At 60.8% G+C, this 13,308-nt stretch carries 13 protein-coding genes; 11 read left to right on the forward strand and 2 right to left on the reverse strand.

Annotation, left to right across the window (positions count from 1 at the left end; all coding sequences use genetic code 11):
- The first annotated feature begins 10 nt into the window (after positions 1 to 10).
- Positions 11 to 454 (forward strand): YybH family protein, encoded by a 444-nt coding sequence (locus Q4Q11_RS10345; protein WP_498569431.1) that lies wholly within the window; start codon positions 11 to 13, stop codon positions 452 to 454.
- Between the two features lie 8 nt (positions 455 to 462).
- Here the strand turns inward: Q4Q11_RS10345 and Q4Q11_RS10350 are convergent, their stop codons facing one another.
- On the reverse strand, positions 463 to 1,674 hold the full coding sequence (locus Q4Q11_RS10350) for an MFS transporter (RefSeq protein WP_498569432.1): 1,212 nt from the start codon (positions 1,672 to 1,674) through the stop codon (positions 463 to 465).
- Between the two features lie 138 nt (positions 1,675 to 1,812).
- Between Q4Q11_RS10350 and Q4Q11_RS10355 the strand changes: the two genes are divergently transcribed.
- From Q4Q11_RS10355 to galE, 4 genes are all read left to right on the forward strand, one after another.
- The gene (locus tag Q4Q11_RS10355) at positions 1,813 to 2,379 is read left to right on the forward strand and encodes a TetR/AcrR family transcriptional regulator (RefSeq protein ID WP_112506562.1); all 567 of its coding nucleotides are present in this window, start codon (positions 1,813 to 1,815) and stop codon (positions 2,377 to 2,379) included.
- A 248-nt stretch (positions 2,380 to 2,627) separates the two neighbouring features.
- Positions 2,628 to 3,053 carry a large conductance mechanosensitive channel protein MscL gene (gene mscL, locus Q4Q11_RS10360; protein WP_112506565.1) on the forward strand — a complete coding sequence of 142 codons (426 nt, stop codon included), beginning with the start codon at positions 2,628 to 2,630 and terminating at the stop codon, positions 3,051 to 3,053.
- Positions 3,054 to 3,192: 139 nt separating this feature from the next.
- A complete protein-coding gene (locus tag Q4Q11_RS10365) occupies positions 3,193 to 4,359 on the forward strand; it encodes a pyridoxal phosphate-dependent aminotransferase (protein ID WP_113337030.1) in 1,167 nt (388 codons plus the stop codon).
- 424 nt (positions 4,360 to 4,783) lie between these two features.
- Positions 4,784 to 5,821: a UDP-glucose 4-epimerase GalE gene (gene galE / locus Q4Q11_RS10370; protein ID WP_498569433.1), complete on the forward strand. Its 1,038-nt coding sequence runs from the start codon at positions 4,784 to 4,786 to the stop codon at positions 5,819 to 5,821.
- Positions 5,822 to 5,835: 14 nt separating this feature from the next.
- Here the strand turns inward: galE and Q4Q11_RS10375 are convergent, their stop codons facing one another.
- Positions 5,836 to 6,762: a LysR family transcriptional regulator gene (locus tag Q4Q11_RS10375; RefSeq protein WP_498569434.1), complete on the reverse strand. Its 927-nt coding sequence runs from the start codon at positions 6,760 to 6,762 to the stop codon at positions 5,836 to 5,838.
- 173 nt (positions 6,763 to 6,935) lie between these two features.
- Between Q4Q11_RS10375 and Q4Q11_RS10380 the strand changes: the two genes are divergently transcribed.
- From Q4Q11_RS10380 to Q4Q11_RS10405, 6 genes are all read left to right on the forward strand, one after another.
- Complete coding sequence (locus Q4Q11_RS10380) at positions 6,936 to 8,144, forward strand: ABC transporter substrate-binding protein (protein ID WP_112506575.1); 1,209 nt, start codon at positions 6,936 to 6,938, stop codon at positions 8,142 to 8,144.
- A gap of 15 nt (positions 8,145 to 8,159) precedes the next feature.
- Positions 8,160 to 8,942 (forward strand): ABC transporter ATP-binding protein, encoded by a 783-nt coding sequence (locus Q4Q11_RS10385; RefSeq protein WP_498569435.1) that lies wholly within the window; start codon positions 8,160 to 8,162, stop codon positions 8,940 to 8,942.
- 2 nt (positions 8,943 to 8,944) lie between these two features.
- A complete protein-coding gene (locus tag Q4Q11_RS10390; protein WP_112506580.1) occupies positions 8,945 to 9,646 on the forward strand; it encodes an ABC transporter ATP-binding protein in 702 nt (233 codons plus the stop codon).
- Positions 9,647 to 9,649: 3 nt separating this feature from the next.
- On the forward strand, positions 9,650 to 10,537 hold the full coding sequence (locus tag Q4Q11_RS10395; protein ID WP_498569436.1) for a branched-chain amino acid ABC transporter permease: 888 nt from the start codon (positions 9,650 to 9,652) through the stop codon (positions 10,535 to 10,537).
- Position 10,538: 1 nt separating this feature from the next.
- Positions 10,539 to 11,522 carry a branched-chain amino acid ABC transporter permease gene (locus tag Q4Q11_RS10400; RefSeq protein ID WP_498569437.1) on the forward strand — a complete coding sequence of 328 codons (984 nt, stop codon included), beginning with the start codon at positions 10,539 to 10,541 and terminating at the stop codon, positions 11,520 to 11,522.
- 163 nt (positions 11,523 to 11,685) lie between these two features.
- Positions 11,686 to 13,281, forward strand: coding sequence for a GMC family oxidoreductase (locus Q4Q11_RS10405; protein WP_498569438.1), 1,596 nt, complete (start codon positions 11,686 to 11,688; stop codon positions 13,279 to 13,281).
- The last annotated feature ends 27 nt before the right edge of the window (positions 13,282 to 13,308 follow it).

The raw sequence follows: 13,308 nt of genomic DNA on the forward strand, positions 1-13,308 counted from the left end.
GGAAAGTGACATGATCGAGATCATCGGCAATCGTGACGAGGCAGCGGCCATCAACTCAGTGATCGCAAGCTGGGCTTCCGCTCTTGGCAACAAGGATGCGGCGGGCGCCGTCAGGCACCTGAGCGACGATATCATCAGCTTCACCCTGGCTGCACCATTGATGCACAAGGGTAAGGGCGAGAAAGGTTTGGAGAGCTGGTTTTCGACCTGGGAGGGGCCGATCGGGGGCGATGCCGTCGATGTCAGGCTCACCGTCGGAGGCGATGTCGCCTTTTGGACCGGGCTTGTGCATATGACCGGCAGGAAGACTGACGGCATCGAAGTCGATCTCTGGTTTCGCCAGACGCTCGGCCTCAGAAAAGAGGCCGGCATCTGGAAAATCGTCCACCAACATACGTCGGTGCCGTTTGCCATGGACGGTAGTGGTTTTGCCGAGCTTAGGCTCAAACCGTAAGATTTTACTTACGCAATGCTCAGGGGCTTTTCCCGACTGGATCGCAAGGCAACGACGCCCCAGCCGACGAGCAGAAGGATCGCCGCCGCGTAGATGTCGGCGGCCTCAGCAAAGCCGAGCGCCTTCGACAGGAAGCCGGCCAGTATGGCGGGCACGCTGAAGGCGAGATAGCTCTGGATGTAGAAGGCGGAGAGCAGCCCGGCGCGTTCGTCGGGCTTTGCCAGCGGCATGATGCTTCGAACCGTGCCGAGGAAGGCAGCTCCGAAGCCCGCGCCGGCAATCAGCGTTCCCGCGGCAAGGATCGGCACCTCAGCCGCATGCATACCGGCGATGACGGTCAATATGCCGAGCGTCATGGTCGGTATGCCGAACCCCATGATCGTGACCGCCGATCTCTTGCGCAGTAGGAACACCGCTGCTGCGCCGCTGATCGTCAAGGCTGCGACCACGGAGCCGCCGACCAGCGGCGCCGTGCTGCCGGTCGTCGCGCTGACCAGCGAAGGCACCAGCGATAAATAGAAGCCGGCGAGCGCCCAGACAGCGATATTGATCGGCGTCAGCGCCAGCAGCGTCCGGCGTGCCTGCTGGGGAACGGCGACTTCCGGCTTCAGCGACGCGAGTAGGCCGGCCCGCCGGCGCGTTGTTTCCGGCACCAGCCAGAGCAGCGCGGCTTGCAGCATCAGCAGGGCGAGTGTCACGACATAGACGAGCACGGTTGGAGCCGGCGCGAATTGGATCAGCAGGCTCGTGCCGAGCGCGCCGGCCGCCATACCGGCCAGCGGTGCAAGGCTGTTGGTGATCGATCCCCTGATCGGATCGAGATCGACCAGCGCAGCCCCGGTGGAACTGACCGCAGTGCCCGTTGCAAAACCCTGCACGATGCGGGCGGCAATCAGCCAATCCGGACCCTTGGCCATCAAAAATAGCGCTATCGCCACCATGTTGAGGAGGATCGAAGCGAAGATCACCGGGCGACGGCCGAGATGGTCGGAAATCGAGCCGACGATGAGCAGCGCGGCGAGAAGGGAAAAGGCATAGACGGCGAAGATCACCGTGAGCAGCACCGGCGAGAAGGCGAAGGCTTGCTGGTAAAGGCGGTAGAGAGGCGTGGGTGCGGAGGAGGCGGCCAGGAATAGGGCGCTGGTCGCAGCATAATAGAACGGCGCCAGGCGTCTGGCCGGTGAAATTGCTGTGCTGGCGGTGGAATCGAGCGGAGCCATCGACTATATCCTACCTAAAGCTAAAAGATTGCGTTAGGCGCATATAGGATGCCCGATGCACAAAAGCAAATAATTTGCGTTAGTGAATCGACCTGTGGTCGTTCGCGATCAGCAAAAGGGAAAGATTGGCAAAGGTTTATGGGCTACAGAGAAAATCCTCGTCCCGGCGGGCGCAGCGCCAGAGTGCAGGTGGCCGTGCATCAATCCGTCCGCGACATGCTTGCCGCGATGGATCGCGCCGACATCACCATCCCCTTGATCGCGCAGCGCGCCAAAGTGACGCCATCGACGATCTACCGCCGCTGGGGTGGCCTTCAGGAGCTTCTGGCCGACGTGGCGGCGTCGCGTCTGCAGCCGGAGGGCGAGCCCGCCAGGATCGGCAGCGCGCGCGAGGATCTGGAGGCCTGGGCCGAGCAATATGCCGACGAAATGGCCTCCGGGGTCGGCCGGCAGCTATTGCGTGATGTTCTCTCGGCGGCTGACTGCACGAATGCGGAAAAATGCTGCACCTACACGCGCACTCAGCTTGCCGTCCTCATCGCGCGGGCGGAGAAACGCGGCGAGCCCTTTCCGACCGAAGAGGAGCTGATGGATCATGTCATCTCGCCGATCATTTACCGCATCCTCTTCGACCGGGCGCCCGGCCCGGACCATGTCCGCAAGCTGATCGCGAAAGTGATGCCGGAGAGCGTAGTCAAGACCTGACACGCCGGCGGCAATGCTGGGCGACTCACTTGGGTCTCCGGGGCAGTTCTGGGGTTTTGGCTTCGTTGCTCGCAACTGACGAACAAGTGGTCGAGTATGTGCATGTTCAGATTGTCGTGACTGCAAAATTGCCGTGGGATATGCGTGCTCGGTCGAGGGTCGCCGTCGATTTCCTATTGAAAAATAAGGAAAAAGATGGTGCTAATCAGCATGGATGAATTCAACGGCAACGCGAAGGGGACTGCTCAATGCTTAATGAATTCAAGGCGTTTATCGCCCGTGGCAATGTCATGGATCTTGCGGTCGGCGTGATCATCGGCGGTGCTTTCGGCGGCATCGTGAAATCATTGGTTGACGATATCATCATGCCGGTCGTCGGTGCGATTTTCGGCGGCTTCGATTTCTCGAACTACTTCATCGGTCTTTCCTCGGCGGTCAATGCGCCGACGCTCGCCGCCGCCCGCGCCCAGGGCGCGGTTTTCGCCTACGGCAACTTCATCACCGTCCTCATCAATTTCCTCATCCTCGCCTGGATCATCTTTCTCATGGTCAAGGGCGTGAATGCGCTGCGCGCCCAGGTCGAGCGCAAGGAAGAAAAGGTTGCCGAGGCAGCACCGCCGCCGGCTGACGTTCAGCTCCTGACGGAAATCCGCGATCTTCTCGCCAAACGCTGACGCGTCTTCTTCAATTTCTTTTAAAGCCCCGTTCCGTAAGTGGGGCTTTATTCATCACCAAAATCGATCAGTCGCTAAGGCAAAGTCATGGGATTTGTTCGCCGCTCTGCTTTATGAAGGCGGAAACTGGAGACTTTGCATGTCGATACTGGATAGCCTCAGCCCGCGCGCGCTCGCAGCACCCGAAAGCGGGATCGTCGAAGTGGTCAATTATGCCCGCGGCCGTGAAGGCCTGCTGCCGCTCTGGGTCGGCGAGGGCGATCTGCCGACGCCGGATTTCATCAATCGCGCCGCCATGGCCTCGCTCAATGCCGGCGAGACATTTTATACCTGGCAGCGCGGCATTCCGGAACTGCGCCAGGCGCTGGCCGATTACTACGGCAGGCACTTCGGTACGTCGCTGCCGATGGAGAATTTCTACGTCGTCGGCTCCGGCATGCAGGCGATCCAGCTCTCCGTGCAGGCAATCACCTCTCCCGGCGACGAAATGGTCTATCTGTCGCCTGCCTGGCCAAATATCGCCGCCGCGCTGGAGATTGCAGGTGCCCGCTCCGTGCCCGTGCCGCTGCAGTTCGAACACGGCAAATGGTCGCTCGATCTCGAGCGCCTGGAGGCGGCGATCACGCCGAAGACCAAGGGTCTCTTCATCAATACCCCCTCCAACCCGACAGGCTGGACGGCAACCCATCAGGATCTCCGGGACATTCTGGCTCTGGCGCGCAAGCATGATCTCTGGATCATGGCCGACGAAATCTATGCGCTCTACTATTATGCCGGCGGCCGCGCGCCGAGCTTCCTGGATGTGAAGGAAGCCGACGACAAGATCATCTTCGTCAATTCCTTCTCGAAGAACTGGTCGATGACCGGCTGGCGCGTCGGCTGGATCGTCGCCCCCGCAGAGCTCGGGCAGGTAATCGAAAACCTCGTGCAATATTCGACATCGGGCGTCGCGCAATTCATGCAGCGCGGTGCGGTCGCCGCCCTGAACGAAGGCGATGACTTCGTTCGCGCCAACATCGCCAAGGCGACACGCTCGCGCGACATTCTCTGCGATGCGCTGATCGCCACCAATCGCGTGCAGACGCTGAAGCCGGATGGCGCGCTTTATTCGTTCCTCAGGATCGACGGTGTGACCGACAGCCGCAAGGCTGCCATCGACATCGTCGACAAGACCGGTGTCGGCCTGGCGCCCGGAACGGCGTTCGGTCTGGGCGGAGAGCTGTTCATGCGCGCTTGCTTCCTGCGCGATCCGGTGCAGGTTGCGGATGCTGCGGAGCGGTTGAGCCGGTATATTCTGGGGTTGTAGTCTTCCTCCTATGCATGGCCGAATGGAGCCTCGCTCAAAAGGCATCTTTTCGGTTGCCGCATCTTCGTCACCCCCCTCTGTACCTTTTGGGACATCTCCCGCACAAGGGGGGAGATCGTTAGGAGTTCGCAGCTGCTCGCGGCAATGCGATGCACTTCAGTCTCTGCAACTACGATATTGGTTTGAGGTGGGTCGGTGCTGCGGGTTACCAATCTCCCCCCTTGTGGGGGAGATGTCACGAAGTGACAGAGGGGGCACACTCTCCGTATTACGCAATACCATCGATCTATAAAATGCAATCGATCCGCGAAAGCCCAGCCTAACCATCCCCGCAATCTTTCCCGCGTACCCGTCCGCTTTTAATCAGTTTCGCAGGAGAAGCGGCCTCATATGGTCTCGATAAGACTTGGCGGGGACGCGAAGAATGACGGTGTTGGTGACGGGCGGAGCCGGTTATATCGGCAGTCACATGGTCTGGAGGTTGCTGGATTCGGGCGAGGACGTGGTGGTCCTCGATCGCCTGTCGACCGGATTTCGCTGGGCGGTTCCACCGGCGGCTCGCTTCTATCTCGGCGATATCGCCGATGAAGCGCTGTTGCGGACGATTTTCGCTGAAAACGACATAGAGGCCATCATCCACTTCGCCGGCTCGGCCGTCGTCCCGGTGTCGATTGAGGATCCTCTTTCCTACTACGAGAACAATACCGGCAAGACCCATATTTTAATGAGCGCCGCGGTCAGGGCCGGCATCCGCCATTTCGTCTTTTCCTCCACAGCCGCCGTCTACGGTCAGCAGCCTGCGGACCGGCCGGTCGGCGAAGACGCGCCGTTGCGGCCGGAATCGCCCTACGGCCAGTCCAAGCTGATGTCTGAGCTGATGCTGCGCGATGCTGCCTCCGCCTATCATTTCCACTATGTCGCGCTGCGCTATTTCAACGTCGCCGGAGCCGATCCCAAGGGGCGGGCCGGTCAGTCGACCGATGGCGCCACTCATCTCATCAAGGTCGCCTGCGAGGCGGCCCTTGGCCGCCGCCCCCAAGTAACCATTTACGGCACGGATTACGCGACGCATGACGGCACGGGCGTTCGCGACTACATCCATGTCAGCGATCTCGTGGACGCGCATCTTGCGGCCTTGCGGCATCTGCGCGATGGCGGCCGCTCACTGGTTGCCAATTGCGGCTATGGCCAGGGCTATTCCGTGCTTGATGTGCTCAACATGGTCATGCGCGTCCATGGTCGTGCCTTCCGCATCCACATTGCTCCGCGGCGCGCCGGCGATATGGCCAGTATCGTCGCCGATGCGACGCTTGCCCGTCGCGAACTGGGATGGACGCCGAAATACAATGATCTGGAAATGATCGTGCGCTCCGCGCTGGATTGGGAGCTTCGCCTTGCCGAACGTGCGGGCTTCGATGCTGCCGGCGTTAACCGGGTCTACGCTGCTCCAAGCATGCTGTAACGGGATCGGCAATCTCAGCTTTCCGGGCGTCTCCATGGCCCCAGAAAGGCCGGCGCATTCTTGCGCACGGCCTCTGCCAAGAAGTCGATAACGGTGCGCACGCGCGGCGACTGGCGCAGGTCGCGGTGGCAGGTGATCCAGTAGTGGCGCCTGAGATCCACCTCTTGCGGTAGAACGACCTGCAGATCCGAATGCTTGCCGGCGATGAAAAACGGCAGCACGCAAAGACCCTGACCGTTCTTCGTCGCTGTCAGCTGTGCAAAGATGCTGGAACTCTGGAATTGCGGTCTGATGCGCGGATGGACGTCGTCGAGATAGTCCAGGCCTGGCGCGAAGATCATGTCCTCGATATAGCCGATGAAGGCAAAATCCGGCAGGTGGTCGCGGCTTTCGATCGGCGGATGGCGGGCGAGATAGTCACGCGATCCGTAGACCTGCAGATGATAGTCGGTGAGCTTCTCGGTGAAGTAGGGGCCGGCCTTCGGTGGGTCGAGCACCACGACGATATCGGCTTCCTTGCGCGAGAGCGACATGATCTGCTGGATGGTGATCAGCTCCAGGGAAATATTCGGATGTCTGGCGGCGAATTCCGGCAGGACGCCGGTGAAGAAGAAGTTTGAAAAGCCCTCCGGCGCGCTGATGCGCACAACACCCCGTTGTGCCGCCGATCCGGCCGTAAGATCGGCGCGAAGACGTTCCGTTTCCTGCTCCATGTGCTCGGCCGTATCGACGAAACGCTGGCCCATGCTGGTCAGCATGTAACCGCGCGGATTGCGCTCGAAGAGCTTGACCTTCAAGGAAAACTCCAGCCGGTCGATGCGGCGCGAGACCGTGGCGTGGCTCGTGCGCAATTGCCGCGCCGCGGTCGAAAGCTGTCCGGTTCGCGCGACGGCGAGGAAAAACTGCAGATCATCCCACGTAAAATGCGGCGTGCGCTTCATTCCTCTCTCCTCTGTTCAAAAATGAACAGACACTGTTTGGAATTAGTTACAATCTCGACTTGCGTCAACGCGCGAATTCCGTGATCCTGCCGATCGGAAAAAGTCGTTTCGAGGAAAGCGGCTGGCCAATTTTGAACAGATTCGTTTTTGCCAAATCTCTGGGAGGAGAGGATATGCGAAAGAGTCTCATTGCATCCCTTGCATTGCTGCTTGCAACGAGCACAGCGGCTTTCGCCGCCGGCGCGGCCAATGGTTTCGTAAAGATCGGCATCCTTAACGACCAGTCCGGCGTGTATGCCGACTTCGGCGGCAAGTCGTCGGTCGAGGCCGCCAAAATGGCCGCCGAAGATTTCGGTGGCAAGGTTCTCGGCGTGCCGATCGAGATCATCGATGCAGATCACCAGAACAAGCCTGATATCGCCTCGAACATCGCCCGCCAGTGGTATGACCAGGACAAGGTCGATGCCATCATGGAGCTGACGACCTCGTCGGTTGCGCTCGCCGTGCAGGCTGTTGCCAAGGAGAAGAAGAAGATCGACATCGTCACCGGCGCCGCCACGACCGATCTCACCGGTAAGCAATGTTCGCCCTACGGCTTCCATTGGGCCTATGACACGCATGCCCTCGCCGTCGGCACCGGCGGCGCGCTCGTCAAGCAGGGCGGCGATACCTGGTTCTTCCTGACCGCGGACTATGCTTTCGGCTATTCGCTCGAGCAGCAGACCAGCGATTTCGTCAAGGCCAGCGGCGGCAAGATCCTAGGCTCCGTCCGCCATCCGCTGTCGACGAATGATTTCTCGTCCTTCCTGCTGCAGGCGCAGTCGTCTGGCGCCAAGGTCATCGGCCTTGCCAATGCCGGCCTCGACACATCAAACGCTATCAAGCAGGCGTCGGAATTCGGCATCACCCAGGGCGGCCAGCATCTGGCGGCATTGCTCTTCACGCTCGCCGAAGTTCATGGCCTCGGGTTGAAGGCGGCGCAAGGCCTGACGCTGACGGAAGGCTACTACTGGAACCTCGACGACAAGAGCCGTGAATTCGGCAAGCGCTTCTTTGCCCGTACCGGCAAGATGCCGAACATGGTCCATGCCGGCACCTATTCCGCTGTCATGCAATATCTGAAGGCGGTGCAGAAGGCGGGTACGGACGATACCGAGGCCGTCGCCAAAGAACTGCATGAAATGCCGGTCGATGACTTCTTCGGTCGCGGCGGCACGGTCGGTGCAAACGGCCGCATGATCCACGACATGTATCTGCTTCAGGTCAAGAAGCCAGAAGAGAGCAAGGAGCCGTGGGATTACTTCAACGTGCTGGCGACGATCCCGGGCAAGGAAGCCTATATCGACCCAGCCAAGAGCGGCTGCGATCTCGTCAAGCAATAGGGCTCGGACCGGCCCATGGCGATGTCAGCGACACATCTGCACGAAGAGCCCCGGGTGGTCTTGTCCGCCCGGGGACTGCGTCGCGATTTCGGCGGATTCACCGCCGTCAAGAATGTCGATCTCGACGTGCATTATGCCCGCGTCCACGCGCTGATCGGCCCGAACGGTGCCGGCAAGACCACGGTGTTCAACCTGCTCACCAAGTTCCTGCAGCCGACGCATGGCACGATCACGCTGCTCGGCACCGATATCACGAGGACCAGGCCGGACAAGGTCGCGCGCATGGGCCTCGTGCGTTCCTTCCAGATTTCGGCCGTCTTTCCGCATCTGACGGTGCTGGACAATGTCCGCGTCGCTCTGCAGCGGCCAAACAATCTCGCCCACCAGTTCTGGCGGCCGCTGTCTGCTCTCGACGGTCTCAACGCCCGCGCCGAACAGCTCATCGCCTCTGTCGGCCTTTCGAAGGAGCGGGATGCCATCGCCGCCGATCTTTCCTATGGCCGCAAGCGCGTGCTGGAGATCGCAACGACGCTCGCGCTCGATCCGAAGGTGCTGCTGCTCGACGAGCCGATGGCCGGCATGGGGCTGGAGGATGTGAACACCGTCTCCGGCATCATCCGCGATGTCGCGCGCGATAGGGCCGTGCTCATGGTGGAGCACAATCTCTCGGTCGTTGCCGATATCTGCCATCATGTCACGGTTCTGCAGCGCGGCGAGATCCTTGCTCAGGGCGATTATGCGACGGTCGGCCGCGACCCGCGTGTCCGCGAAGCCTATATGGGCACGGAGGAGGTTTGACCATGGCGCCGCTTCTGGACGTTCAGGGCCTCAATGCCTGGTATGGCGAAAGCCACATCCTGCATGGCGTCGATATGCGCGTGGGCGAAGGCGAAACCGTCACGATCCTTGGCCGCAACGGCGTTGGCAAGACGACGACGCTGCGCACCATTGTCGGCATCGTCCGCGCCCGCAAAGGCAGGATCGCTTTCGCCGGCAAGGACATGATGCAGGTGCCGCTGCACAAGACGGCGCATCAGGGCATCGGTTTCGTGCCGGAGGAGCGCGGCATCTTCTCCACGCTCAGCGTCTATGAGAATCTGATGCTGCCGCCGGTCGTGGCATCGGGCGGCATGACGCTCGACGAGATCTTCGAGCTCTTTCCCAATCTGCATGAGCGGCGCAACAGCGTCGGCACCAGGCTTTCTGGCGGTGAGCAGCAGATGCTTGCCATGGCCCGTATCCTGCGCACTGGCGTTCGCATGATGCTGCTCGACGAGCCTACCGAGGGTCTGGCCCCCGTCATCGTCCAGCGCATCGGCGAAGTCCTGCAGAAGCTGAAGGGTCGCGGTATGACCATCCTGCTCGTCGAGCAGAATTTCCGTTTTGCCAGCCGCATCGCCGATCGTTTCTATGTGATGGATCACGGCCAGATGGTTTCGGAATTCCCGGTCGGCGAACTCACAGAGCGCATGGATATGCTCCACAAGGTTCTGGGGGTCTGAACCATGACGATGATATTCGGCATCCCCGCCCAGGCGCTTCTCGGTCAATTGCTGATCGGGCTCATCAACGGCTCCTTCTATGCGTTGCTAAGTCTCGGTTTGGCGATCATCTTCGGCATGCTGCGGGTGATCAATTTCGCCCATGGCGCGCTTTATATGCTCGGCGCCTTCACCGCCTATCTGCTGCTGGCCTATGCCGGCATCGGCTATTGGCCGGCCCTCCTTCTGGCGCCGCTGATCGTCGGCCTGTTCGGGGCACTGGTCGAACGGCTCTGCCTGCGCCAGCTCTACAAGATCGATCCGCTTTATGGATTGCTCTTCACCTTCGGCATGGCCCTGACGATCGAGGGAGCCTTCCGCTATCTTTATGGATCTTCCGGCCAGCCCTATGCCGTTCCGACGGAGTTGGCGGGCGCGAAAAATATCGGGTTCATGTTCCTGCCCGTCTATCGCGGCTGGGTGGTCATCGCCTCGCTGATCGTCTGCATCGGCACCTGGCTGCTGATCGAGAAGACCAAGCTCGGCGCCTATCTGCGCGCCGCGACCGAGAATTCCACACTTGTGCAGGTGTTCGGCGTCAACGTGCCGGTGCTTCTGACGCTCACCTATGGCTTCGGCGTGGCGCTTGCCGCCTTTGCCGGCGTGCTGGCCGCACCGATCTATCAGGTTTCGCCGCTGATGGGATCGAACATGATCATCATTGTCTTCGCCGTTGTCGTCGTCGGCGGCATGGGCTCGATCATGGGGGCGATCGTCACTGGCTATATGCTCGGGATTGCCGAAGGCCTGACCAAGGTCTTCTATCCGGAAGCCTCCAACATCGTCATCTTCGTCATCATGGCGATCGTGCTGCTAATAAGGCCGGCAGGCCTCTTCGGTCGGGATGCGTGACATGGCTGGATTGATCACATCGAAACCGCAAACACAGCCGACCCTCTCGATCCAGAAGCTGTTGCTGATCCTTGGCCTCGTCGGGCTGATATGGGCGCCGTTCTTCATCTACCCGATCTTCGTCATGAAGGTGCTCTGCTTCGCGCTTTTCGCCTGCGCCTTCAATCTGCTGCTCGGCTATGCCGGTCTGCTCTCCTTCGGTCACGCCACCTTCTTCGGCGGTGCGGCCTATTTCACGGCCTATACGGTGAAGGAATGGGGTGTTCCACCCGAACTCGGCATCCTGATCGGCGTTGCCGGTGCTTCGCTGCTCGGCCTGGTCATGGGTTTCGTCGCCATCCGCCGGCAGGGCATCTATTTCGCCATGATCACGCTGGCGCTCTCCTACATGTTCTATTTCTTCTGCCTGCAGGCGAAGTTCACCCAGGGGGAAGACGGCATCCAATCGGTGCCGCGCGGCTATCTTCTCGGAGTTCTCGATCTCAATAACTCCTTCAACATGTATTACTTCGTTCTCGCCGTGTTTCTGATCGGCGTGCTGATCACCTGGCGCTTCATCAATTCTCCTTTCGGCATGATCCTGAAATCGATCCGGGAGAACGAGCAGCGGGCGATCTCGCTCGGCTATTCCGTGGCGCATTACAAGCTCGGCGCCTTCGTCATGTCGGCGGCGCTTGCGGGGCTTGCCGGCGCTGTCAAGGCGCTGGTCTTTCAGTTTGCGACGCTCACCGACGTCGCCTGGCAGATGTCCGGCGAGGTCATCCTCATGACGCTCCTCGGTGGCATCGGCACGCTGATCGGTCCGATTTTCGGAGCGGGATTGGTCGCGACGCTGGAGAATTATCTCGCAACTTCGGAATTCCCGGTCACCATCATCACCGGTATCGTCTTCATGGTTTGCGTCCTGCTTTTCCGCCGCGGCATCGTCGGCGAATTCTATGCCTCGCGGCTGGGACGGAAACTGGGTTTCGAATATCGGCGGTAAAGATCAAGCCTATGCTTTTTTGCTATACACCCCCTCATCCCAGCCCTTTCTCCGAGGGGAGAGGGGGTGTTGCTCCAGAAAATCGGCGGACTAGTAGCCGCGGCAAATGCCGAAATGGTCCCCTCTCCCCCCGGGGAGAGGGTTAGGGCGAGGGGGCATGCCAATGGATCGCTTCGACTACATTATCATCGGGGCCGGGAGCGCCGGATGTGTGCTCGCCAACCGGCTTTCGGCCGACCGCAACAACAGGGTTCTGCTGCTGGAAGCCGGCGGCAATGACAATTACCATTGGATCCACATCCCGGTCGGCTATCTCTATTGCATCAACAACCCCCGCACCGACTGGTGTTTCACCACGTCGCCGGAAGCGGGGCTGAATGGCCGTTCGCTGAACTATCCGCGCGGCAAGGTGCTCGGCGGCTGCTCCTCCATCAACGGCATGATCTACATGCGCGGCCAGGCGCGCGACTACGATCTCTGGCGCCAGCTCGGCTGCGCCGGCTGGGGCTGGGACGATGTGCTGCCCTATTTCATCAAGTCCGAGGACCACTATCGCGGCAAGGACGAGATGCACGGCACTGGCAGCGAATGGCGGGTCGAGAAGGCGCGTGTGCGCTGGGCCGTGCTCGATGCCTTCCAGGCTGCGGCCAAGGAGGCCGGCATCCCCGAAACGGCGGATTTCAATCGCGGCAACAATGAAGGCTCAGGCTATTTCGACGTCAACCAGCGCTCCGGCATCCGCTGGAATACGACGAAGGCCTTCCTGCGCCCGGCGATGAAGCGCGGCAATCTCACCGTCTACACCAAGGCTCAGGTCCGCCGCCTGATCGTCGAGGGCGATGCCGTCACAGGCGTCGAATTCCAGCATAACGGCGTGGCGAAGCGCGCCCGTGCAAACAAAGAAACCATTCTGTCGGCCGGTTCCATCGGCTCCCCGCATATTCTCGAACTGTCGGGCATCGGCCAGGGCGATGTGCTCAGCAAGGCCGGCATCGAGGTCGTGCGAGAGGTGAGGTCCGTCGGCGAAAACCTGCAGGATCACCTGCAGCTTCGCCTTGCCTACAAGGTGACGGGCGTTCCCACATTGAACGAGAAGGCGACGAGCCTCATCGGCAAGGCGGCGATCGGCCTCGAATATCTGGTTCGCCGCTCAGGGCCGATGGCGATGGCGCCGAGCCAGCTCGGCATCTTCACCCGCTCCGGTCCGGACAAGGAAACGCCGGATTTGCAGTATCATGTGCAGCCGGTCTCGCTCGATAAGTTCGGCGATCCCGTTCATCCCTTTCCGGCGATCACCGCCAGCGTCTGTAATCTCCGCCCTGAGAGCCGCGGCTCGGTGCATGTGCGCAGCCCCGATTTCGCCATGCAGCCGGCCATCAGCCCCAACTATCTTTCCGCAGCTCGCGACCGGGAGATCGCCGTGCGCTCCATTCGCCTGACGCGGCGGATCGTGGCGCAGCCGTCTTTCGCCCGGTTCCGGCCGGAGGAGTTCAAGCCGGGGCCGGCCTACGAGACGGATGCCGATCTGGACCATGCCGCCGGCGATATCGGCACGACCATCTTCCATCCGGTCGGCACATGCCGCATGGGCGGCGACGCGCAAAGCGTCGTCGATCCCCGGCTGCGGCTGCGGGCGCTCGCAGGGCTGCGCATCGCCGACGCTTCCGTCATGCCGTCGATCACATCGGGCAATACCAATTCGCCAACCATCATGATCGCCGAAAAGGCCGCTGAAATGATCCTTGCCGATAACAGATGAATCTCTGAGGATTGATAGCTGCAAGGA

The sequence above is a fragment of the Rhizobium sp. UFLA01-1127 genome (assembly GCF_059803845.1).